This window comes from Frankia sp. ACN1ag, from assembly GCF_001414035.1.
Classification (GTDB): Bacteria; Actinomycetota; Actinomycetes; order Frankiales; family Frankiaceae; genus Frankia; species Frankia torreyi.
This window is the reverse complement of sequence record NZ_LJPA01000003.1, coordinates 1-23,643: the sequence shown is the minus strand read 5'-3', so window position 1 is coordinate 23,643 and position 23,643 is coordinate 1. Positions and strand designations below refer to the sequence as shown.

13 protein-coding genes and 6 pseudogenes are annotated in these 23,643 nt (G+C 71.6%); 12 read left to right on the top strand and 7 right to left on the bottom strand.

What is annotated here, in order from left to right:
* Nucleotides 1–36: 36 nt before the first annotated feature.
* From UK82_RS02840 to UK82_RS35195, 5 genes and pseudogenes are all read left to right on the top strand, one after another.
* Nucleotides 37–1,056, top strand: coding sequence for a type III polyketide synthase (locus UK82_RS02840; protein WP_044888089.1), 1,020 nt, complete (start codon nt 37–39; stop codon nt 1,054–1,056).
* Nucleotides 1,057–1,313: 257 nt separating this feature from the next.
* Nucleotides 1,314–2,399 carry a hypothetical protein gene (locus UK82_RS02835; RefSeq protein ID WP_044888077.1) on the top strand — a complete coding sequence of 362 codons (1,086 nt, stop codon included), beginning with the start codon at nt 1,314–1,316 and terminating at the stop codon, nt 2,397–2,399.
* Between the two features lie 41 nt (nt 2,400–2,440).
* Nucleotides 2,441–4,231: an Ig-like domain-containing protein gene (locus UK82_RS02830; RefSeq protein ID WP_055406228.1), complete on the top strand. Its 1,791-nt coding sequence runs from the start codon at nt 2,441–2,443 to the stop codon at nt 4,229–4,231.
* A gap of 31 nt (nt 4,232–4,262) precedes the next feature.
* Nucleotides 4,263–4,955 (top strand): annotated as a pseudogene (locus tag UK82_RS35200) (maleylpyruvate isomerase N-terminal domain-containing protein); the annotation flags it as partial.
* A gap of 1 nt (nt 4,956) precedes the next feature.
* A pseudogene (locus tag UK82_RS35195) lies at nt 4,957–5,210 on the top strand (hypothetical protein); the annotation flags it as partial.
* A 74-nt stretch (nt 5,211–5,284) separates the two neighbouring features.
* Here UK82_RS35195 and UK82_RS35190 read toward each other — a convergent pair.
* The 3 genes and pseudogenes from UK82_RS35190 to UK82_RS02815 all read right to left on the bottom strand — a co-directional run.
* Nucleotides 5,285–5,733 (bottom strand): annotated as a pseudogene (locus UK82_RS35190) (SAM-dependent methyltransferase); the annotation flags it as partial.
* 1 nt (nt 5,734) lies between these two features.
* Nucleotides 5,735–6,082, bottom strand: a 348-nt coding sequence (locus UK82_RS35185; RefSeq protein WP_396230439.1) for an SAM-dependent methyltransferase, incomplete at its 3' end; no start/stop codon positions are given.
* A gap of 280 nt (nt 6,083–6,362) precedes the next feature.
* Complete coding sequence (locus UK82_RS02815; RefSeq protein ID WP_044888079.1) at nt 6,363–6,851, bottom strand: hypothetical protein; 489 nt, start codon at nt 6,849–6,851, stop codon at nt 6,363–6,365.
* A gap of 618 nt (nt 6,852–7,469) precedes the next feature.
* On the opposite strand from UK82_RS02815, the gene UK82_RS02810 reads away from it, so the two are divergent.
* From UK82_RS02810 to UK82_RS02790, 5 genes are all read left to right on the top strand, one after another.
* A complete protein-coding gene (locus UK82_RS02810; protein WP_055406226.1) occupies nt 7,470–8,912 on the top strand; it encodes an efflux RND transporter periplasmic adaptor subunit in 1,443 nt (480 codons plus the stop codon).
* Nucleotides 8,909–9,766 (top strand): ABC transporter ATP-binding protein, encoded by an 858-nt coding sequence (locus UK82_RS02805; protein ID WP_083507028.1) that lies wholly within the window; start codon nt 8,909–8,911, stop codon nt 9,764–9,766. The genes UK82_RS02810 and UK82_RS02805 overlap by 4 nt, the downstream gene beginning before the upstream one ends.
* Nucleotides 9,763–10,992, top strand: coding sequence for an ABC transporter permease (locus UK82_RS02800; protein WP_044888081.1), 1,230 nt, complete (start codon nt 9,763–9,765; stop codon nt 10,990–10,992). Before UK82_RS02805 ends, UK82_RS02800 begins: the two co-directional genes overlap by 4 nt.
* A gap of 109 nt (nt 10,993–11,101) precedes the next feature.
* The gene (locus UK82_RS02795) at nt 11,102–12,073 is read left to right on the top strand and encodes a DUF5666 domain-containing protein (RefSeq protein ID WP_152989789.1); all 972 of its coding nucleotides are present in this window, start codon (nt 11,102–11,104) and stop codon (nt 12,071–12,073) included.
* Nucleotides 12,066–14,498 carry an HlyD family efflux transporter periplasmic adaptor subunit gene (locus UK82_RS02790; protein ID WP_055406224.1) on the top strand — a complete coding sequence of 811 codons (2,433 nt, stop codon included), beginning with the start codon at nt 12,066–12,068 and terminating at the stop codon, nt 14,496–14,498. The genes UK82_RS02795 and UK82_RS02790 overlap by 8 nt, the downstream gene beginning before the upstream one ends.
* Before the next feature lie 76 nt (nt 14,499–14,574).
* On the opposite strand, the gene UK82_RS02785 is transcribed toward UK82_RS02790, so the two are convergent.
* Nucleotides 14,575–15,117: a hypothetical protein gene (locus tag UK82_RS02785; RefSeq protein WP_236705430.1), complete on the bottom strand. Its 543-nt coding sequence runs from the start codon at nt 15,115–15,117 to the stop codon at nt 14,575–14,577.
* 338 nt (nt 15,118–15,455) lie between these two features.
* A complete protein-coding gene (locus UK82_RS35180) occupies nt 15,456–16,079 on the bottom strand; it encodes a glycosyl hydrolase (protein ID WP_236705481.1) in 624 nt (207 codons plus the stop codon).
* Nucleotides 16,080–18,011: 1,932 nt separating this feature from the next.
* Between UK82_RS35180 and UK82_RS02775 the strand changes: the two are divergent.
* Nucleotides 18,012–18,452, top strand: a pseudogene (locus UK82_RS02775) (hypothetical protein); the annotation flags it as partial.
* 251 nt (nt 18,453–18,703) lie between these two features.
* Here the strand turns inward: UK82_RS02775 and UK82_RS02770 are convergent.
* Nucleotides 18,704–19,489 (bottom strand): SDR family NAD(P)-dependent oxidoreductase, encoded by a 786-nt coding sequence (locus UK82_RS02770; RefSeq protein WP_044888094.1) that lies wholly within the window; start codon nt 19,487–19,489, stop codon nt 18,704–18,706.
* 228 nt (nt 19,490–19,717) lie between these two features.
* Here UK82_RS02770 and UK82_RS02765 point away from each other — a divergent pair.
* A pseudogene (locus UK82_RS02765) lies at nt 19,718–22,985 on the top strand (SNF2-related protein); the annotation flags it as partial.
* A 305-nt stretch (nt 22,986–23,290) separates the two neighbouring features.
* Here UK82_RS02765 and UK82_RS02760 read toward each other — a convergent pair.
* A pseudogene (locus UK82_RS02760) lies at nt 23,291–23,643 on the bottom strand (IS1634 family transposase); the annotation flags it as partial.

Below are 23,643 nucleotides of genomic sequence, written 5' to 3'. Positions count from 1 at the left end.
AGCGCCGGAACGCCCAGCGCCGCCGTCATCACGGGCATGGGTGCGGCGTTTCCCGGCTCCCTCGACCAGCAGAGCCTGTGGGACGAGGTCTTCGAGCGGCGGTACCGGGGTGACCAGCTGGCCCGTCGGCTGTTCCTCGGCGCCGGGGTGCGGACCCGCCACGGGGTGGTGGATCCGCGGCGGGAGGATGTCAGCGCCTGGTCGACGGCCGCGCGGATGCGCCGTTACATGGCCGAGGCACCCCCGCTGGGCCGCCGGGCCGTGCGGGGCGCGCTGGCGGACGCCGGACTGAGCGCCGCCGAGGTCGGGCTGTTCGTCGTCGTCTCCTGCACCGGCTACGCGACGCCGGGTCTGGACATCCAGCTCGCCCGCGAGCTCGGCATGCCGGCGTCGGTGCGCCGCCTGCTGATCGGGCACATGGGCTGCTACGGCGCCATCCCGGGGATGGGCGCGGCGGCGGACTTCGTCCGGTCCCACCGGCTGCCCGCGCTCATGCTCTGCGTGGAACTGACCTCTCTGCACAGCCAGCCCGAGCAGCCGTACCGGGATCTGGAACAGGTCGTCGCGCACGCCCTGTTCGGCGACGCCGCCGCGGCGATCGTGCTCGTCCCCGATGCCGCCCACGGCCTGGAGGTGCTCGACACCACCGCCGCCACCGTCCCGGACAGCGAGGACCTGATGACCTGGCACGTCACCGACCATGGCTTCCGCATGGGGCTGTCCCGCCAGGTGCCCGACGTCCTCGCGAAGCACGTCGAGGAGGCGACCGCCGCGCTGCTGGGCCCGATCGCCGCGGACCCGGGCGACGTCCGCGGCTGGGCCGTGCACCCCGGCGGATCGCGCATCGTCGACGTCGTCGAGGAGCGCCTGTCCCTGGCGCCCGCGCAGACCGCCGGGGCTCGCCGTGTCCTCGAGACCCGGGGGAACTGCTCGTCGGGCACCGTCCTGCTCGTCCTCGACCAGATCCGCGGGGACCTCACCGCCGGAGCGACCGCCGTCGCGATGGCGTTCGGTCCGGGCCTGACCCTCTGCCTCGCCGCGCTGCGCCGCAGGTAGTGGCAGCTCTCCCCCGAATCGGTTACAGCAAGTAACAGGTCCTCATTCGCGCACAAAGTTCGCCCAACGTGCCGTGTATACGGACTTTCGCGGTGCTAACGTCCGTATCCGCGAAGCCATGCCGGCTGCGGCCTGGCTCCTGACCTCGGGAGACGGCCGCGCCTGCGCGCCTGCGCGCGTGGGCCGCCGCCGGCCGCCGGCCACCCCGTGCCGGTCACTTCGGGGTCGGGAGCCGCCTCGCACCAGAGGAGGATCTGATGCCGAAAGTAACCCTGCGTAGTCGCACGATGGGCGGTGTCGCCGTGCTGGGGCTGAGCGCCCTGCTGGCCGTGGCGGTACCGGGAACCGCGCACGCCAACACCGTGGGCGTCACCGTGAAGACACCCGGCGCCACCAGCGGGCCCGGTTCGACCTTTGCCGAGATCTCGACCCACGCCGACTGTTCCAGCGGCCTCATCGCCGGCGGCGGCATCAACCAGGCCATCGGCACCGGCTCGGTCTCGAACGGCAACCACGTGATGGGCAGCGAGCCCAGCTCCGACGGCAGCACCGAGTACACCGGCACCACCGGCGTCGTCGGCACCGACGTGACGCACTGGCTCGGCATCGGCGGCACCGGGGGCGCGACCGACGCCTCCTTCTCCACCACCCCCTACGCGACCTGCCTGACCAGCAACCTCGTCAACCACACCCAGGTGGTGATGAACAAGGCCAGCGGGCCCTCGGCGGCGTCGACGGTCAACCTGGTGGTGGCGACCTGCCCGGCGAACACGATCCTGCTCGGCGGTGGCGCGCGCACCACCCCGGCGAGCATCGGCAGCCTCAAGCCGATCGCCAGCTTCCCCACCTTCAACGACGCCGCCCATGACTACGGCCAGAAGGCGGCGGCCGACGGGGCGACCAACCCGAACTCCTGGGCGTCCGTCGGGTGGAACGGCGGCGGGGGCGGCACCAGCAACGTGACCTACGCCTACGCGATCTGCAGCGGCAGCGGCATCAACGTCAGCGGAGCCACCGTGAAGGTCCGCTACAGCGAGGTGAGCGGGCCGACCTCGGCGACCACCGGCCAGACGGCCACGGTCGGCTGCGGCGGCGGGGACGGGAAGCTGATCAGCGGCGGCGCCGCCATCAGCGGCGGCAGCGTGACGACCACCGACTTCACCGGCCCGGGTTCGGGCGGCGACCACCTCAACGGCAGCTTCCCCAGCACCTCCGGCGGCAGCCCCGTCAGCGACGGGACCACCACCGCCGCCTACTGGACGGCCTTCAGCCACACCGGCGGCGCCAGCTCGCCGAGCACCTACACCGACGCCTGGGCGCTGTGCGCCGACGACGGCGTCTGATCCGAAAGGCGATGTCGATTCCCTTGAACCGTCGTATCACCATGCCCAGAGGCAGGCTGGCCGCGATCGCCGGCGCGGCCGGTGTCCTGGCCGTCGCCGTCGCGGTACCCCTGCCCGCCATCGCGGACGCCGCGGGCGGGACGGCCACCTGCGGGGCGACCGGCGCCCTCACCACCTCCCCGCCCACCTGCGCCTACACCACGGCGGGCACGGACACCTTCACCGTGCCCGCCGGCGTGACCAGCGTGCGCATCGACCTGTTCGGCGGCGAGGGCGGCAGCGCGGCCGGCTTCGTGGCCCCCAACCCGCCGAACACCGGCGCGCCCGGCGGCCTCGGCGGCGAGACCAGCGGCACCCTGGCCGTCAGCCCCGGGCAGGTTCTCCAGCTCACCGTCGGCGCCGCGGGCGTTCCGGGGACGTCGCGGCATGGCGAGTTCGCCCGGCGCGGCGGCATCGGCCACGGGGCCGGCGGCGGCGGTGCGCACGGCGGCGGCGGTGCGGGCGGCGGTGGCTCGGACGTGCGGGTCGGCGCCTTCGGCGCGGCCGACCGGGTCCTGGTGGCCGGCGCCGGCGGCGGCGCCGGCAACGGCGGCCCGCTGCTGCACGGCGGCGACGGCGGCGGCCTCGCCGGGGCGGCCGGCGGCCAGGGCGGCGGCCCGGAGGGTTCCGGGGTCGCCGGCGGCGGTGCGACGCAGACCGCGCCCGGCACGGGCAGCCCGAACTCGGCCCGGGGCGGTCCGGGGATCCCGGGCGGCGACACCGATCCCTGGACCGGCGAGCCCAATCCGGGCAGCGGCGGCTCCGGTGGCAACGGCGGCGGCGGCGGCAACGGCGGCGGCGGAGGCGGCGGCGGCTACTACGGCGGCGGCAGCGGCTCCGGCGGCGGCGACCCGGGCAACTTCTACGGCGCGGGCGGTGGCGGCGGCAGCGGCTTCGCGGCGCCGACGGTGACCGACGCCGTGCTCGTCGGCGGCGTCAACCACGGCAACGGTCACGCGACGGTGTCGTTCCGCTACGGCGCCTCGGTCTCGGTCGCCGCCAGCACGACCACACCGCTGTTCGGCCAGACCGTCACCCTCACCGCGTCCGTCACCGGCGCGGACCCGGCCGCCGGCACCCCCGGCGGGACGGTCACCTTCCTGGACGGTCCCACGACCCTGGCGACGGCGTCGCTCAGCGGCGGGCAGGCCGGCGTCAGCGTCAGCGGCCTCCAGCCCGGCACCCACGCGATCACGGCCAGCTACGGCGGCGACCCGGCCTTCGCGCCGGGCACCACGGCCGGATCCACCGACGTCACCGTCGGGTTCAGCCAGCCGTGCGTCACGACGACGCGCACCGGACCCCTGACGGTCGCCGCCGGCCAGGCGCTGTGCGTCGGACCGGGCGGCCGGCAGGTCGGCCCGGTCACCGTCCGCTCCGGCGGGGCCCTCGCGCTCACCGGCGCCATGGTCACCGGCCCGGTGTCCGTCGAGGGGGCGCTCGCCCTCACCGCCTGCCGGTCGACGATCACCGGCCCGGTGACGGTCCACGCCGCCTCTGGCTACGTCCTGCTTGGTGCCGACGCCGCCGACGTCACGCCCTGCGCGGGCAACACGCTGCAAGGCCCGCTGACCGTGGACGCGAACACCGGGGGCCTCGAGGCCTCCGCGAACACGATCACCGGCCCGGCCCGGATCACCGGCAACAGCGGCAGCGGCCCACTGCCCGACGACGCGGTGCCCGAGTTCCGCGACAACCACGTCACCGGCCCGCTGAGCTGCACCGGCAACCAGCCGACCCTGACGCAGACAGGCAACGTCGTGATCGGACCGCGATCCGGTCAGTGCGCCTGACGCCTGCCCCAACCTCGGCCGCCTGACGCTGGTGGCGCCCCGCGTCGGGCGGCCGAGCACATCTCCGGTGCAGTGCGAGCAGCCGGCCGAGGAGGCCGGAGCGGCGCGGATCGTCGTGACCTGGAACGATGAGGTCCACCTCCGTGGGCGGTCGTCACGGCCGGCTTCACCGGCCCCGCCGCCGAGGCCCCCGTCCGAAGGAGTCGTCCCCTTGACCGACGCCCGCACCGTCATCGCCAGCCTGCGCCGCTCGCACGAGCGGCTGCGCGCCCTCGCCGAGCCGCTCGACGCCCAGGCGGTGCGCGGGCCCTCCTACGACGACGAGTGGACGATCGCCCAGGTGCTGTCCCACCTCGGGTCCGGCGCCGAGATCGGCCGGCTCGTCCTCGACGCCGCCGTCGCCGGGCAGGACGCCCCCGGCCAGGACGCGTTCGTCGCCGTCTGGGACACCTGGAACGCCAGGACCCCGGACGCGCAGGCCGCCGACGCGCTGCCCGCGGATCTGGCCCTGGTCGAGGCGTACGAGGCCCTCGACGATGCCCAGCTCGCGGGCCTGCGGATCGCGCTCGGGCCGATGAGCCTGGATGCCGCCGGGGTCGTCCGGCTCCGGCTGAGCGAGCACGCCGTACACACCTGGGACGTCGCGGTCATGCTCGACCCCGCCGCCACCGTGGAGGCGGGCGCCGTCGACCTGCTCATCGACGGTCTCGGCATGATCGCCGGGNTCGCCGGCAAGCCCACCAGCCCCGCCCGGATCCACGTCACCACCACCGACCCGGACCGCGAGATCGCCCTCGATCTCGGCGATGCCGTGGCCCTGGGGCCCTGGGACGGCACGCCGCGGCCCGCCCGGCTTCGGTTGCCGGCCGAGGCGTTCGTTCGGCTGGTCTACGGCCGTCTCGACGCCGCCCACACCCCGCCCGTCGAGGCCGACGGCGTGGATCTCAACCTCCTGCGCGCGGCGTTTCCGGGCTTCTGATCTCCGCTGACCTCCGCTGACCTCCGCCGCCCGATCGATCGAGCGCCCTGCGCGGCCGCCTCCCGCGCAGGGCGTCAGCTCTTGCGGCCGATGGCCCCGTAGACGCCGACCTGCGTGTGGGTCAGGCTCTCGTCGACGTCGACGTCGCCGTCGGGCCGCCAGCGGTGCACGACCCGCAGGCCGGGGTCGACCAGGTCGAGGCCGTCGAAGAACCGAGCGACCTCCTCGCGGCGGCGCAACTGCACGGCAACCCCGCGGGCCCGGTAGGCCTGCGCCCCCTGCTCGCTCTCGGCCGGGGCGAAGTCGGGCGTGCCGTGGGTGAGCGCGAGGAAGCTGCCGGCGGGCAGGGCGTCGAGCAGCCGGGCGACGATCGCGTACGGGTCGACCTCGTCGGGGAAGAAGTGCAGGATCCCGATCAGTGACAGGGCGACCGGGCGGGTCAGATCGAGGGTGTCGTGCAGCTCGGCCGAGGTCAGGATCGTCTCGACGTCGCGCAGGTCGACATCGAGGTAGGTGGTCCGGCNGGCCGGGCTGCTGGTCAGCAGCGCACGGGCGTGGACGAGCACGATCGGATCGTTGTCGGCGTAGACCACCCGGGCCGCCGGGACGATCTCCTGCGCGATCTCGTGCAGGTTCGGCGACGTCGGAATGCCGGTGCCGATGTCGAGGAACTGGGTGATCCCCGCCTCGCCGGCGAGATACCGAACCGCCCGCGCCATGAAGTACCGGTTCTGCCGAGCCGTCGTCCGTATCTGCGGGAACCCGACGATCACCTGCTCGGCGGCCTCCCGGTCGGCGGGGAAGTTGTCCTTGCCGCCCAGCAGGTAGTCGTAGATGCGAGCCGAGTGCGGCTGTTCGGTCTTCAGGTCCACCCTGGGAGCCGTCGGTGACTCAGACCACCGCAGATGGCTACTCGGCTCCCAACCATCGGGATCCGCCACGACACGCCCCTCTCGCCCGGTCAGACCATCCTGATTGCGCGGAATGCCGTAAACGTACCGCGCCCGGGATAGCGATGCCTCCGCCAACCGACGGGGCGTCGCACGCCGACCGGTCCCGCAGGCGCGAGGACTGGTCGAGCCCAAGGTTTCATCGGGCCAGCGCAACAGCACCCAGCGTGCCTGCACCGTGAAACGGAGCCAAATCCAACGGCTACAGGTTAGCTTGCCAGTGGTGGCCTGGGTACGCGCGGGCGAGAAGCCTGGCCAGGGTCCGGCGCTGGGCTGGGGTCAGGTGAGGGATGGTTTCGTCGAAGTCTGCCTGATCCTTGGGGCGGGCGTGCTTGGCCTTGAACAGCAGGACCAGTTCGGGCGCCAGGTACGGGATGCCGTCCGGGGTGTGATGGATGATCTCGCCGTAGGCAAGGCGGATCGTCTGGTCGTGCCGGCAGATCCAGGTCTCGCCGTCGTGGGGTTCTCGGAACACATCAAGGAGGTAATTGCCGGTGGCATGGTCGCGCAGCCAGGTCTGGTGTGTGGCGGCTAGCACGTCCGGTGTGGCGTTCTCCCAGATCCGGCCGCTGCTGACCGCGTCGAAGGCGTAGCCGGGGAAGCGGTCGCGGATCTCGGGGAAGTGCGCGGCGGGGACCGCGATCTCGATGTCTCCGTGCTCGCGTGTCTGCGTGCCGCGGAACAGGTCCAGCGCCCAGCCCGCGGCCGGAGTGAGCGCGGTCGGTCAGGGCCGGGCTGGCGGGCCTGCACAGAGGGCGAGCGGTTCATAGTCGACGAGAAGAACAGACGCCGCCACCGGTAGGCGTTGACTTTCGCGGTTTTCTTTCCCTTGGCGTCGAACGGGCATGGTCGGCATGGCCGAGAGGCGGGGCTCGGCGAACGGACCGGACGCGGCAGGCGACCGTGCCGCCAACCCCGAAGTTCACAGCCTATTCACAGCTTGACTGTGCTGTGCCGCCGCAGCCCGATATCCAAACGATTCGCTAAGAATTTTCACAGGAACCCACCAGCGAACCTTTAGGATCTTGCATCAGAGTACGGACCGCCCCAACGGAACTCTCGCGGGCGTTGCCCGCCGGTAACCCAAAAAGACAACGGAAATTCAACCTCTACGTGCCTTCCGGCGGCCGCACCCCGGATCGCGGGTCATCCTGGAGGGTTCTTGTCGTCCTTGTCGGCAGACGAAACGGCGCCGCGGCAGATCATCGAGCCGCCGGAGCCGTCCCATCGTAGAACCCGACGGGGTGCCCGCCCCCCGTCATCCGCCGGGCGCCGGGTTCGGCTTCCCCGGGGCCGCGCACGCGTCGTCGTGATTGCCGCCGTGGTCGTCGTCGCCGTCGGCGGTGGGCTGCTCGGTTGGGCCCTGAGCGGGGATTCGGGCACGCCGGTCTCGTCCAGGCTCGTCGCGGCGAGCGTCGGGCAGATCCGCCAGACCGTGAGTGCGACCGGCACCCTCGAACCGACCCAGCAGGCCAACCTCTCGTTCGCCGTGTCCGGCAAGATCACCGCGGTCAAGGTCGCCGTCGGCGACAAGGTCCAGGCCGGGCAGACCCTCGCCACCATCGACTCGGCGGCTCTCGCCACCGCGGCCGCCCAGGCACAGGCGACAGTGGCGAACGACCAGGCGAAGGTCGCCTCCGACCAGGCGTCGGGGGTGACGGGCGCCCAGCTCACGGCCGACGAAGCCACGCTGACCTCGGCGCAGGACGCGGCGGCCACCGCGCAGCGCAATCTCGCCGCGAGCGCGATGACGTCGCCGATCGCCGGGACCGTCGCCGTGGTCAACCTCACCGTCGGCCAGCAGCTCGCCGGCGGGTCGGGCAGCGGATCCGCCGGCGGGTCCGGCTCCGGCTCGGGTACGGGTGGCGCTTCGGGCTCCGGTTCGGGCGGCGGCTCGGGTTCGGGCGGCGGCTCGGGTTCGGGCGGCGGCTCGGGTTCGGGCGGCCTGGGCGGGAACGGCGGCGGGTCCGGCTCGGGCGCGTCGTCCTCGCTGACGTCGTCGTCCTCCTCGGCGTCCGGTGCCCAGATCGTCGTGGTCGGCACGGACTCCTACCTGGTCAACGCGACCGTCGACGACACGGCGATCGGCCAGCTCAAGACCGGCGACCAGGCCGTCATCACCCCGACCGGCTCGACCGGCGCCACGACCGTCGCCGCGCGGGCGGGTCGCTCGGGCGGGGTCACCGGCTCGGGTGGGGCGGGTGGCACGGGTGGGGCGGGTGCGGGTCTGTCGGGCGCCGGCGGCTCGGCGACGATCTACGGCACCGTGGGCACGATCGGCCTCATCGCGACCAGCACCTCCGGTGTCGCCAGCTACCCGGTGACCATCAACGTCACGGGCACCCCTGCCGGGTTGCACCCGGGCGTCGGCGCCGACGTCTCGATCATCGTCCGGCAGCTCTCCGACGTCCTCACCGTCCCCAGTCAGGCGCTGCACACCTCGGGGTCGCAGACCGTCGTCTACCGGGTGCGCGGCGGCCATCAGGTCTCCACGGTGGTGACCACCGGCGTCACCTCGGGGGCGCAGACCCAGATCACCTCCGGGCTCGTGGCCGGTGACCAGGTCGTCGTCCCAGTCGTCGGCGGCTCGCCCACCCGGGCTCGGATGGGCGGTACCGGCAGTGGGTTCGGCGCCGGCGCCGGCGGCGGGGGTGGCGGGTTCCGGGGCGGCGGGTTCGGCGGGGGCGGCGGGTTTGGCGGCGGCACCGGCTTTGGTGGCGGCACCGGCTTTGGTGGACGGGCCGCCGGATGACACCGACCGACTCTCCACCCACCGAATCCACACCGATCGCATCCGGACCGGATGAACCCGGGGCGAACGAATCCGGGGCAAACGAACCCGGCCCGATCGGACCCGGGCGAAACGAATCCGGGGCGAACGAGTCCGGGGCGAGCACCGCCGTCATCGAGCTGACGGACGTCCGCAAGACCTACCGGTCGGGGCTGTTCGAGGTGGCAGCCCTGCGCGGGGTCAGCCTGTCCATCCAGGAAGGTGAATATGTGGCGATCACGGGCCCGTCCGGGTCCGGGAAGTCGACGCTGATGCACATTCTCGGCTGCCTCGACGTTCCGACGTCGGGCCTGTACCGGCTGGCCGGCGAGGATGTCGGCGGCATGTCGGAGGACCAGCTCGCCGAGGTCCGCAACCGGCGGATCGGGTTCGTTTTCCAGCAGTTCAACCTGCTCCCCTCCATGACCGCCTGGCGCAACGTGGAGCTTCCCCTCTGCTACGCCGGGGGTCCGCGCTCCGAGCGCCGGCAACGGGCCGTCGACGCGCTGGCCGACGTGGGGCTCGCCGACCGGGTCGAGCACCGCCCGGCGGAACTCTCCGGCGGCCAGCAGCAGCGGGTCGCGGTGGCCCGGGCGCTGGTCACCAACCCGTCGTTGATCCTCGCCGACGAGCCGACGGGCAACCTCGACTCGGCGTCCACCGAGGACGTCCTGGGGCTGTTCCGGCGCCTGCACGACCTCGGCCGCACGATCGTCCTGATCACCCACGAGGCCGAGGTCGCCGCCGCGGCGGACCGGGTCCTGCAGGTTCGTGACGGCGTGGTCACGGCCGATTCGGGTCCGGGCGCCCGGGCGCCGCGGAAGGTGCGCGCGTGAGCTGGGCGGAGATCATTCGGACCGGGCTCGAGGCGGTCCGCTCGCACCGGCTGCGGTCCGGGCTGACGATGCTCGGCATCCTCATCGGCGTCGCCGCGGTCATCCTCACCGTCGGGCTCGGCGAGGGAGCGCAGGACAAGGTGCGGGGCCAGATCAACGCGCTCGGCAGCAACCTGCTGATCGTCGCCCCAGGCAGCACGACGACGAACGGGGTACGCGGCGGCTTCGGCAGCGCGTCGACCCTCACCCGGGCCGACGCCGACGCGCTGCGATCCACGGTCGTGGCCCCCGACATCCGGGCAGTCGCACCGACGACCTCCCGGTCCGCGGCGCTGGCCGCCGGCAGCTCCTCGTGGACGGCCTCGGTCGTCGGCACCACGCCCGACTGGCTGTCGGTGCGCGCCCGCGCGATCGGCGCGGGACGGTTCATCAGCGGCCAGGACGTGGCCGACCACGCGGCCGTGACGGTGCTGGCCGCGACCACCGCCGAGGAGCTGTTCGGCGCGCGCGACCCGGTCGGGCAGTCCGTCACCGTCTCGGGGGTGCCGATGACGGTCATCGGCACGTTGACCGCCGCCGGCTCGTCCGCGAACACCAACGAGGACGACCAGGCCATCGTGCCGATCACGACCGCCGCCGACCGGATCACCGGTGGCGTGAGCCGGAACTCCGTCCAGAACATCTACCTGGAGGCGACCTCCGGCCACACCCTGTCGGCCGCCTACCAGGAGGCCGACTACGAGCTGCTGGCTCGGCACCGGATCACGACGCCCACGGCGGCCGACTTCTCCATCACCAGCCAGCAGTCGATCCTGTCCACCGCGACCTCGGTCGACCGGACCCTGACGGTGCTGCTCGCCGGCGTCGCCGGGATCTCCCTGCTGGTCGGGGGCATCGGAGTCATGAACATCATGCTCGTCTCGGTGACCGAACGGATCCGTGAGATCGGCCTGCGCAAGGCGCTCGGCGCCTCCCCGCGGGTGATCCGGCGGCAGTTCCTCGTCGAGGCGTCCGTGCTGGGTCTCGCCGGCGGCCTGCTCGGCACCGCCCTCGGCCTCGCCGGGGCCGCCATCCTGCCGAGCCTGATCTCCGATCCGATCTCGATCTCCCCGACCGCCACCGTCGGCTCGATCGCCATCGCGATCGCGATCGGGGTGGCGTTCGGCGTCTACCCCGCGACCAGGGCGGCCCGGCTCGCGCCGATCGAGGCGCTGCGCAGTGACTGACACCGGCCGACAACCTTGCGCGGGACACCCGTCCACGGAGCACCCGTCCGCGCGCCTCGTCCCAGCCCGGGTGGGCATTCCCGGGCCGTCCATCAGGAGCGACAGTCCCATGACCACTGCGAATCCGATTGGCCCGGTTCGATCGGGTGAGCCCCGCCGGCATCGCCGTGCCCTGGCCGCGGGGCCGATCGTCAGCGTCGCGCTCGCAATGATCGTCACCGTCAGCGCATGCGGCGGCGGCGGTTCCGACGGAGCCACGGCCACCGCGGCGAGTGCGCCGAGCCAGGCCGCCGGCTCCGCCCAGGGGCAGGGCCAGGCGGCCCGGCCGGGCACCAGCGGCACCATCGCCGCGGTCACCGCGACGAACGTCGAGGTCCAGAATCCCGCGAGCGGTCAGGTCACCGTCACCTGGACGCCGAACACCAGGTTCGTCAAGACCACCACTGCCAGCGCGTCCGCCGTCGCGGTCGGCGACTGCGTGACGGTCACCGGTGGCAGCCCGGGCAGCACGTTCACCGCCCAGACCGTGACCGTGAGCCAACCGGTGTCCGGCGGCTGCACGGCGGGCTTCGGCCGCGCCTTCGGTGGGGCCGGCGGGTTCCCGGGCGGTGCCCGGCCGTCCGGCGCGCCGACCGCCCGCCCGGGTGACCGTTCGACTGCCCGCCCGAACGGGCAGGGCCGCCCGAACGGGCAGGGCCGCCCGAACGGCGGTCGGCTCGCAGTGGTCACCGGGTCGGTGACCAAGGTGGCGGGCACGACCATCACCGTTACCGGTCCGCAGCGGCCCCGTGCCGGCGCGTCGGCCTCGGCGGCACCCGCCGCCACCCCGTCGCCCGGCGCGACCGTCACCTCGACGGTGACCCTCGGCTCGTCGACCACCGTCGAGGAGACGAGCAGCGCCACCTCGGCGGCCCTGACCGTCGGTGAATGCCTGACCGCCATCGGCAAGGCTGACGACACCGGCGCGGTGTCCGCCACCTCCATCAGCGTCCGCCCGGCCGCCAGGCAGGGATGCACCGGCGGGTTCGGCGGCCGGCCCTTCGGCGGCCAGGGCTCGGGTGGCGGCATGGCCAATGGGTGAACGATTCGGCCGGGCGCTGGCCCGGACCAGTCGGCGTGGCACCCGAACCTGGATCGTGATCGGCGTCGTCGCCGTGATCGTCGTCGCCGCCGGCTCGGCGACGCTCGCGGCGACAGGGTCCTCCGGCCCGGACTACCGCACCGCCACGGCGGTGCGGGCCACCGTCGCGCAGACGCTCGACTCGACCGGCGTCGTCTCGCCGGCAAGCCAGGCCAGCGTGACCTTCCCCGTCTCCGGGACAGTCGCGAGCGTCGCCGTCACCCCTGGTGATCATGTCGAGGCCGGACAGACGCTGGCGACCCTCGACGCCGCCACGCTGTCGGCCGCGGTCGACTCGGCCGCGGCCACGCTTGCCACCGACCAGGCGAAACTGATCTCCGACGAGGCCGGCGAAGGCGGTCTTGGCGCCAGCACGGCGGCGGGCTCCACTGCCTCCTACGCGGGTGGCCCGGCGACGATCGAGCCGATCGCCCTGGCGACCGGCGGCGCCCGACCCGCCGACCGGACGGCATCCACTTCGACAACGCCCGGCCCGACGGACTCCGGCCCGGCATCGTCGGACTCGACGGCGTCAGGCTCGACGGCGTCAAGGAACGGCGGCGCCGTTGCCGCCGCCCGCGCCGCCATCACCAAGGCGCAGAAGTCCCTGATCACCGCGCAGCGCACCGCCGACGCCGACCTCGCCGTCGCCACGACGGACCTCGGGCAGGAGAAAACGACCTGCGCGGCGTTCATCGACGCAACGGCGACGGCCGGCACGGCCGCACCGCCCGCGACGGACGGATCGCCCGCGACGGCGGCCGGGCCCTCCCCGGCGGGCGCGGGCCGGTCGGGCGGCACAGTCCACGCCGCCCCACCGACGCAAGCCACCCCACCGGTGCACACAGCCCCATCGGCCCATGCCGCCCCGCCGGCGCACACCACCCCGCCGGTCCATACCGACCCGCTGACGCCGAACTCCCCTGTGCCGGCCGCGTCGGCACCGGCCACCTCAGCTCCGGCCACCCCGGTACCGGCCACCTCAGGACCGGCCACCTCGACACCGGCATCATCGACACCGACCGTGGGCCAGGCCCCCACCACCACGGGCGCGTCCGCCTCGGTGAGCGCCGCGCCGGCCTCGTTCGCGTCGGGGCTGCGGGTGATCGAGTCCGTGCAGCGGTGGGACGCGCAGTCCGTGACCTCGGCCGTCCCGGCGGCCACCGGGACGGCGGCTGGGACGGCGGCCGCGTCCGCCTGCTCGGCGCTGCTGAGCACCGTGCTCACCGACCAGCAGCTCGTGTCGACCGCCCAGGGAGTGGTGACCCAGGACGAGGCCACGCTCGGTAACGCGATCGAGACCCTCGTGGCCCCCGCGCCCACCTTCGACTTCTCCGAGTCGACCCCGTCCACAGGGGGATCGACCTCGACGGACGCGGCCCCGGGCCGGCCGGCCGCGGGGACGGCGACCGCGGGTAGTGCCGGCGGTGCCGGCGGTGCAGGCGGTGCTCGGTCTGCTCGTTCCGGCGGCTCCGGCGGCGCATCCGGTTCGTCCGGATCGGCGCGCTCCGGCGGGGCGGCGTCCTCGGCACGCGGCGGCGCCCAGGGCGTGCCGGCCTCTCCCGCACAGATCGCCGCCGACCAGGCCACGGTGGACGCGGCGCAGGCCGCGCTGACCCAGGCCAAGGACGAACTGATCCAGACCACTCTGGTCAGTCCACTGGCGGGCACGGTCGGGGCGGTCGGCCTGACCGTCGGCGAGTCTGTCCAGGCCGCCTCGACGGCCTCGGGGGGCTCCGGGATCACGGTGATCGGCGCCGGGACCTCCTACGAGGTCGAGACGTCCGTGACCGACTCCGACCTGGCGAAGGTGCGGGTCGGTCAGGCCGCATCGGCGATCGTCGACGGTTCGACCACGGCCCTGACCGGCAAGGTCGTCGGCATCGGGCTGCTGCCGACGTCATCGCTGTCGAGCGGCTCGAGCTCGAGCAGCGGCGGCGCGGGAGCGTCGAGCTCGGTGAGCTATCCGGTGACGATCTCGCTCAACCGGGCAAGCCAGCGGATCTTCTCCGGTTCGGACGCCGACGTCTCCATCGTGATCGCCCAGGCGGCGAACGCGATCGCGGTGCCGAGCTCGGCCCTGCGATCGCTGGGTCAGCTACACACCGTGACGGTGGTGCGCGGCGGCAAGGCGACGGCCACGATCGTCGGCGTCGGGGCGGCCGGAACCACCCTGACGCAGATCACGTCGGGGTTGAAGGTCGGCGACCGGGTGGTGCTCGCCGACCTGTCGACCCCGCTGCCCAGCGCCGGCGGCACCACGAACGGCCGCGGCGGCGGCCTCGGGGGTGCGTTCGGAGGCGGCGGCCTCGGTGCAGGCGGCCTCAATGCGGGCGGCCTGGGCGGTGGCCGGGCGGGCGGTCTCGGTGGCGGTCGGGCAGGCTGATCGGCCTGCCCGGCCGTGGATGCCGGTCCCGCCGTCCAGGTCGGACGGCGGGACCGGCGGATGATCCGGGGAGGGATCAGGCCGCGCCGGGAACGGTGGCCTTCCTCTCCTTGAAGCCGAAGCCGTCGCTGGACGCGCCCTGCTGGAATGCGGTGAAGGCGTTCTCGTCGGCGTCGATGTCGGCCTGCGTCGCGGTACCGTTCTTCAGCTTGCCGGTCAGGCTGCTGAACTTGTCGCTGATCGACTGCACCGAGTTGCACAACGTCGGATTGGCCAGCGCGAACCGCTTGGCCACCTTGAGCTCGTGGACCGTGAACGCCCCGGCCACCGCGGCCTTGGCGAAGCTCCGCGTCCGCTTCGGCGCGCCCTTGGCGAAGCCGCCGTTCCTCGCCGGCTTGTAAATGTAGCGATGGAAGGCGCCCAGGGCGAGACCGGAATGCAGCGCGAACCGCGTCTTCGCGAAGGCCTTGGTGTTACCCGAGGTCGGGCAGGAACCGGAGTACTCGGAGTCGGTGTCGGTGCCCGCCGAGCTCGACGTGCGGACGCCGTTCTTCCCGGAGCCGCCCGACGAGCCGCCACACGCGCTGAGCAGCGTGACCGAGAGCAGCAACGCGATCACAGCCGCCGCGTACCTCGTGGTCCGAGCGGTCGGCCTAGCGATTGTCGAGAACATCCACCACCAACTTCGTGCGGCTTTCGCCTGGTCAGAGATCCACAACGCCCACGGGGACGCTGTGCAACTGTAGCGATTGCCGTGCCTCCCGGCACCGTCGCGCTCCCGATACCGTCGCGCTCCCGATACCGCCCCACAGTCTGGGCCGACCCCACTCGACGTCCAGGCAGCCGCCGAGCAGTAGCCGCGAGGTCTTCTCTCCGCGGTACTCGCCCGAACGCAGGTCGGGCCGGCCCATGGACAGAAGTCCGTGAGCCGGCCCGTGCTACAGGTGTCGCCGCGGTCTACGTTCTCGTATACAACTGTCTATAGCGCGCGGCGGCGTTGGGATTTCGATAGACGCAGTTACTGCTAAGCGGGCGATACAGGTTGGATCCGACGTTCCCCGGATCACAGTTGTTGAAGTAGAACTCCCAGGCGAAGCCCTTCCCGGCGTGGGCCGTGAACCAGTCGTACATCCACTGGACGTAGTTCGCGCTGTCGCCCCCGCCGGCGGAGCCGCTGCCGTCGACCACCCCCCATTCACCGACTCCGAAGAGCTTGTTGCGAGACTGCGCGAAATTATACCAATAATTCAATCCGCCGACCGCACTGGCCTGGGCATCGAAAGCCGCCTTGGTCGGCGAGGCCGGGTAGAAATCGTAGGCGTCGAGACCGACGGCATCCACCCAGGCATCACCCGGGTACATGTCCATCGCGTTGTGGCTCGGCGGGTTCTGCGAGTAGTGGGCGTTCAGACCCCAGCACAGGGTGGGGTCCGGCTCCGACGTGGCATTGATGGAGTCCGCGACATGCCGGAAGCAGTTGACGTAGTCGGTGGGATTGGTGGCCGACCACTGGTACCAGTCGCCGTTCCCCTCCCACCCGATTCGGATGATGGAGTCCTGGCGGCCGTAGGCGTTCAGCATCCGGCCGAAGTTCTGCCAGTAGGAGTCGTAGGCGCCGGTGGCGCAGGTCGCGTTGCTCGCGCCGATGTTCTCCGGATAGGGCGGGACCGCGATGATCAGCCGGCCCGGCCAGGTGGCGAAGGTCTGCAGGAGATTCGTCGGCTGAGTGACGTTCGTCCAACTGTTGCGCGTCACGTAGAGCAGGGTGAAGTCGCAGGGGGTGCCGCGCCAGGTGCAGAACGCCTCAAGGTTCGCCTGGTTCATGGCCGGGTCGGGGTAGGTGCCGGACTCCCATCCCTTGCCCGAGCGCAGGCCCGACCACAGCGGTGGCGCCGGCGGCGGGTTCAGCCCGGTGGTGACCTCGGCACGGTCGAAACCGATGTTGTTTCCGGTGGACACCACGTTGCGGCGACCCTCGTTCGTGAACGTCAGGGTGTGCGCGCCGACCGGCAGGATCGGCGATGAGTACAACAGGGTGACCGACGACGCGGGAGCGTACGCGTCGATGGTGATNGGCTGCGCACCGTCGATCCGGAATGTTCCGAACCCGTTGGCCGAGCCCTTGAGCCCGTAGATGTTGATCTGGGTTCCGTTGAAACGGATCGTGGCGACGGCGCCGAGGTTGCTGGTGTAGTACAGGCTGTTGTTGGGTGACAGCACGCAGCCGGTGCACGGCATCCAGCCCGCGGTGTACGACACCTGGTTGTTTCCGGTGCCGATCGCGGTGTCCTCGATCGTGAGCGCCGTCTGCACCGGCGGTGGTGGCGGCGGCGGCACCGGATCGGTGACGACCTCGGCGCGGTCGAAGCCGACGTTGAAGCCGGTGGAGGCCGCGTTTCGGGCTCGCAGGTTCGCGATCTGCAGCACGTGGGCACCCGACGTGAGCGCTCCCGAAGTGTAGATCAGACTCACAGCCAGCGGCAGGGCGAAGGTGTCCACGGTGACCGGTACGCCGCCGTCGATGCTGAAGGCGGCCTGGCCGCCCGTCGGCCCCTTGATGCCGAACACGTTGATCTGGGTTCCGGTGAACCGGATCGTGGCGATGGCCCCGTAGCCGGTGGAGTACCGGTAGCTGTTGTTGGGCGTGCTGGGCGCGCATCCGGTGCACGGGGTCCAGGTCCCGGAGTAGGAGACCTGGTTGTTCCCGGTACCGACGGCCGTGTCCTCGATGGTGATCGTGGCGGNGCTCGCCGGTGTCGCCAGCGTCGCCAGGGTCGTCATGACCACGATGAGACCCAGTGCCGCGCAGGTCGGTCGGCCGACCAGGCGGGCGAGGATCGCGCGCCGCCGGGAGTGCCGCCCACGCCGGCCGCGCCGACGTTCGGTCCATGTGCCATCGGATCCGGCGAACCGTCTTCGTACCCGCCATCCCAGCACCGATCGGACACTGCGCGGGCGCCGCGGACCAGTCCGTACGTCAACGCCACCGGGACGCGCTCCCGACGGGAAGTCCGTCTCGTCCGATTTTTCTTCCGCTTGCATTCCGTTGTCCCGTCTAGGTGTCGTCAAACCTGCCAATCAGAGCCATTTACCATGACCGGAAAAGACGCTAGGCCAATGGTTCGCGCGTTCCGGACAGGAGCTATTCCCCGGAGATTCGACGCCCCTCAATCCACCTCGGACGAAGGCTGGCAACGCCGGCTATCGAACCACTCCGGTAGAACGCCTCCGACGAGACCAACGCGAGACCAAGCGTCTGCGTCTGCCTATGGAAAGCCGACCGCCAGTACCTGTCAGGGCGGTAGCCAGTGATTCGACGCGGCCATCGGGGGGCACCGCGGCGAGCGGACCGATCCCGAAAGGCGGCGACGCCGGGCATCCGCCCGGCCATGGTCGGCCCACGGCACAGGCTTTCGATCGATGGGATGGCGGTCCTGGCGGACGCGACGTCGCCGCGAGCCACCATGCTCCGAAGTCGGGCTGAACCGTGCTGTATCTCGACGGACCGTGTCNAGCATGAGCGCGGGAGCGTCCCAGCCAGCGAACTCGAGGGCCAGGCGGCGTTACTGGGTCTGGGTCGCCAGGCCCGAGGTCTCTCTGGACGAAGACGGCTCCGACCACCGGGAACGTGACCCAGACCGCGTGACGGAACCAGGAGAGTGGTGGACCTGCCACGCGGAGACCCAGCCGGGAGATCTCACCCTCCTCTACCGTTCACAGCTCAAGAAGGACCGCGCTTATCTCATCGAGGCGAAGTCGGCCGCATACTCGCTGGCCGATGACGAGTCGGCGGCCGCCGAGGGCTGGGGCGTCGGCTGCGACTACCAGGTCATCGACAGGTTCGCGCAGCCCCTGTCCATCGCCGACATGCGTCTCGGCATGGAAAACTCGGCCCACACTCTGGCCATCGTGTCCAACAACTACTTGCGGTCGGCATACGCGACGACGGAATAGATCGAACGTATCGTCGCGTTGCCGCTACCACCCTCGGCCAGGAGGCATCCCGCCCATGGGAACAGCTATGCCGGAAGCATCATGACACGCGCCATCCACGATGCCGGGTGGTCCGCCCGGAACATCGACATCCCCGGTGAACGGCTGGTATTCGTCCGTAATCGCGGACAGACACCGGGTCAGTCCGGTGCCGGAGCCCGTCTGGCCGCGACCGCCGCCACCGCGGTTCCCGACGCCGCGGACGCGGGACGCTAGGGAAGCGTCGTCAGGCCACCCTCGACCATGAATGTCATGCCGGTAAGGTAGCTCGCGTCGGGCCCGGCGAGGAACACCGCCACCCGCGCGCAGTCCCGAGGAACTCCCCAGCGCCGCAGCGGGATCTGCGCCTCGGCCGCCTCCCGCGCGCCGGGGTGATCGGCGAAGACGCCCTCGGCGGCGTCGGTGAGGATGACCGGGTTGAGGACGTTCACCGTGATCCCGTGCTGCCCCCAGCCGTTGGACGCAGTCCGGCTCAGGGCGCGGATCGCCTCCTTGTTGCAGTTGTAGGAGGCGGACTCGGCGTTGCACATGATGCCGCGACGTGACCCGAAGTTCAGGATTCGCCCGCCGCCCGCGGCCTTCATGTACGGGAAGACGGCCTGCATGGCCCTGAGCGTCGCCTTGACGCCCGTCTCGAAATTCCAGTCCCACTCGGCTTCGTCGACGTCCTCCAGGTTCGTCGGCTCGCTGGAGGCACGCGGCTTGTCGCGGGTGCCGAAGCTCTGCGCGTTGTTGACGAGGATGTCCACGCCACCGTATTCGGCCACGGTGCGGTCGACCATCTCGCGGATGTTCTGCGCCACGCCGACGTCGCAGGTGATGCCCAGCGCGTCGCCGCCCCGGGAACGAATCCCGTCGACAACCTCGCTGACCGTACCCGCGGTCCGGGAGGCGACGACGACGCGAGCGCCTTCCAACGCGTACTCCTCCGCGATCGCCCGGCCGATACCCCGTCCGGCGCCGGTCACTATGGCGATCTTGCCGTCTAACACACCCATGCGGTCCTCCTCGATCCGTCGTCGCCGGTCGGCCACGCCGCCGACCGGCGACGCGGGCCCGCCCGAGCGAGGGCACCGTCTCGATGCGCGCCCACGGCCCATGTCTACTCGGGTACCTGAGCGACGTGCGCACACGCACGGTGGTCGTCCACCGCCGGGCGTGGACCCGCGTGGTCTCTGCCGGCGCGGGGTAAGAGCCCTGGTGTGGGCCCTGCTAACGTTTTCTCCATGCTGCCCGCGGAGCTACGGAGCGTCGATCGGGGCCATCTACGCACTGCTGTGGGTGATACCACCTTTCAGCGGGGGGCGCAGTACGCCAGGCAGGGCGCCGTGGCCGAGATGTCGTGGCGGCCGGCCGGAAACGCGCTTTACGGCACGGTGGCGGGAAGCCACGGAGAGCGTTATGTGACCACCGTGTATTTCACCGGCCCGGGCTCCGCGGAGCCGTGGTGGTTCGACGATGCCCAGTGCACCTGCCCGGTGGGCGTCGGTTGCAAGCACGCAGTCGCGCTCGTGCTGGCGGCGGCAACAAGGGCCGCCGGTGGCGGCCCGGCTCGCCAGCCTGCCGCCGGGCCGAAAGGCTGGGCCTCGTCCCTGTCGGCGTTGCTCGGCGACCGGTCGGTCGAGGACGAGTCTCGGGGTACGACGCCGCTCGCCATCGAGCTGACGCTGTCCGCCGAGATGTCGGCGGGCCGGCCGAAACGCGGGTCCGGCAGACCGTCGTTGGGCGTGCGCGCGCGGCTGGTGAAACCCGGGAAGACCACCTGGATCAACGCGCTCTCCTGGTCGAAGCTGAGTTCGCCCTACGGGCACTACCAGCGCGACAGCTACGTGCCGGCGCACCTGCGGATTCTGCGGGAACTGTACGCCGTCTACCTTGCCGGGCAGGAGGACACGGCGTACGGCGCCTATTCCTACGGCGACGACAAGTACCTCGATCTCGGCGCGTTCGCGAGCCCTCGGTTGTGGCCGCTGCTCGACGAGGCCGCCGCGGCCGGTGTGCGGTTGGTGCATGGGCGCAAACGGCTTGGCGATGTCGAGCGCTACGGTTCGGCGGAGCTGTGCCTTGATGTGACTCGCGGTGCGACGTCAACGGCGCTCACCGTGAGTCCCCTGCTGCGCATGACCGACCCGGATCAGTCCGTGGCGCCGTTCGCGTTCATCGGCGATCACGGTGTCGTCGGTATCGATCGGGCGGAGATTCAGGCCACGGATCGTCACGAGCACTGGCACATCCGGCTGGCCCGGTTGAGCACCCCCGCGCCGCCGAAGCTGATCCAGATGGCCGTGGAGAACAGAAGCCTGCGGATTCCGGCCGCCGAGCGGCCGCGTTTCATCAGCGAGTTCTACCCGGGGCTGCGCAGGGTGGCCCGGATCGTCTCCAGCGATGAGTCCTTCGAGCCCCCGGTGATTGTGCCGCCGGAGCTCGTCGCGCGGGCCGACTTCGGGCCGGCCCACACCGTCGAGATCACCTGGGAGTGGGATTACGCAGTCGGGGGCACGCGGCTGCGTGCGCCAATACACGATCACGGCGGTAGCGACGGGCCTGACGACGGTAGCGACCCGGGATATCGGGACAGGCGCAGCGAGGCCGATATTCTGGCCAATCTGGAGCTGCCGCCCGGCGTCCTCCCGACGGCGTCCGTCCGGCTCAGCGGGATCGAGACGATGCGGTTCGCGACGGAGCTGCTCCCGCTCCTCACGGCCCACGACGGGATCACCGTCGAGATCGGTGGCCGTCCCGCGGACTACCGCGAGGCCGGAGATCTGCTACGGATCGAGGTCTCGACCGACGAGGTCCCGGGCGAGCGCGACTGGTTCGATCTCGGTGTCGCCGTCACCCTGGACGGGCACGAGATCCCGTTCGCGCCGCTCCTGGTGGCCCTGAGTAGGCAGGAGTCGCACCTGCTGCTCGACGACGGCACCTATTTCAGCCTGGACCGGCCGGACCTGCGGACGCTGCGCGGGCTGATCGAGGAGGCGAAGGCGCTGCAGGATGCCCCCGGCGGGGCGCTGCGCATCAGCCGCTTCCAGGCCGGGCTGTGGGAGGAGCTCACCAGCATCGGCGTGGTCGTCCGCCAGGCGCAGACCTGGCGCCGGCAGGTAGCCGGCCTGCTGGCCCTCGACTCCGCCGGCGCGAAGGAGCCACCGCGGACTCTCCAGGCCAGCCTGCGGCCCTATCAGGCGGACGGGTTCCGGTGGCTGAGCTTCCTGTGGGACTGCCAGCTCGGCGGGATCCTCGCGGACGACATGGGCCTGGGCAAGACTCTGCAGTCGCTCGCGCTCATCTGCCACGCCCGGGGGGCCGACCCGGCGCTGCCGCCGTTTCTCATCGTCGCACCGACGAGCGTCGTGTCGAACTGGGCCGCGGAGGCAGCCCGGTTCGCGCCGTCGCTGCGGGTCGCCGTCGTCACCGACACCCTGAAGCGCCGTGGTCAGGCCCTCGCCGACATCATCGACGCCGCCGACGTGGTCGTGACGTCCTACACGCTGTTCCGACTCGACACCGAGGCGTATTGCGCGGCCTCCTGGGCCGGTCTGGTTCTCGATGAGGCGCAGACCGTCAAGAACCACCAGTCGAAGGCGTACCAGTGCGCGCGGCTGCTGCCCGCGCCGTTCAAGCTGGCGGTCACCGGAACGCCGCTGGAGAACAATGTGATGGAGCTGTGGTCGCTATTGTCGATCACCGCGCCAGGGTTGTTCCCGAACCGCGCGCGGTTCGACGGCTACTACGCCCGCCCGATCGAGAAGCAGGGTGACGCCGAGCGTCTCGCGCAGCTTCGGCGCCGGATCCGGCCGCTGATGGTCCGGCGGACCAAGGAGCAGGTCGCCCCCGAGCTCCCCGCCAAGCAGGAGCAGATCCTGGAGGTCGAGCTACACCCCCGCCACCGCAGGATCTACCAGACCCACCTGCAGCGCGAACGGCAGAAGGTGCTCGGCCTGATCGACGACATGAACCGCAACCGCTTCACCATCCTGCGATCGTTGACGGCGTTGCGACAGCTCAGCCTGCACGCCGGGCTCGTCGACGACACCCACGACGAGCTGCCCAGCGCCAAGATAGACATCCTGCTCGAGCAGCTACGGGACGTCGCCGACGGCGGGCACCGGGCGCTCGTGTTCAGCCAGTTCACCCGGTTCCTCGGCCGGGTGCGGGAATCGCTCGACGCCGACGGCATCGAACACTGCTATCTCGATGGCACGACCCGCAACCGAGCCGCGGTCGTGCGGCGCTTCAAGGAAGGAAAGGCGCCGGTCTTTCTCATCAGTCTGAAGGCCGGCGGATCGGGCCTGAACCTGACCGAGGCGGACTACTGCTTCCTGCTCGACCCGTGGTGGAACCCCGCCACCGAGGCGCAGGCGGTGGACCGTACCCACCGCATCGGGCAGTCCCGCAACGTCATGGTGTACCGGCTGGTGGCCAAGGACACCATCGAGGAAAAGGTGATGGCGCTCAAAGCGCGCAAGGCCGAGCTGTTCTCCGGCGTCCTGGACANCGGCGAGTTCGTCGACACCACGCTGGACGCCGACGACATCCGATCGCTGCTCTCCTGAACCGGCATCCCGGCGACCGTGCGGGGACGCGTCTTCAGCCCGTCGCTGCCGCCCGGTAGGGGCGGAACAACCGCCGCAGCCCGGACGAACTCGGCGGGGCGGTCGACCCGCGGCTGCGGATGTCGGCCGCCTTCACCGAGCTCGCCCGGGGCCGCCGATCAGCCGTTCGGCGGCCCCGATCCGGTCCTGCCTTCCCTCACCTCACCAGCGCCCCTCGGGCCGCTGTTCTGACCTGACTTGGGCCATTTAGTGCGTGCCGTGGATGGCGTCGAGGACTGTCTGGAGGTCGTCGGGTAGGGGGTCGGCGGCGGTGATGGTGTGGTCGCCGGCTTGGATCGTGATGGTGCGGTAGCGGCGGGCGGTCGTGACGAACCTGCGGATGGACCAGCCGGTGGTGTTCTCGATCCAGCGGCTGACGGCGAGGGCGGCGAACACGATGGTCAGGTGTGCTTCGATCGATTCGCGGGTGTGGTGGTAGATCGGCCGGGCGGCGAGGTCGGACTTGCTCATCCGGAAGCTCTTCTCGACGTTGAGTAGCCGGCTGTAGGTGGCGATGACCTGCTCGGCGTCGGGGTCGGGCAGGTTGGTGACATACCCTT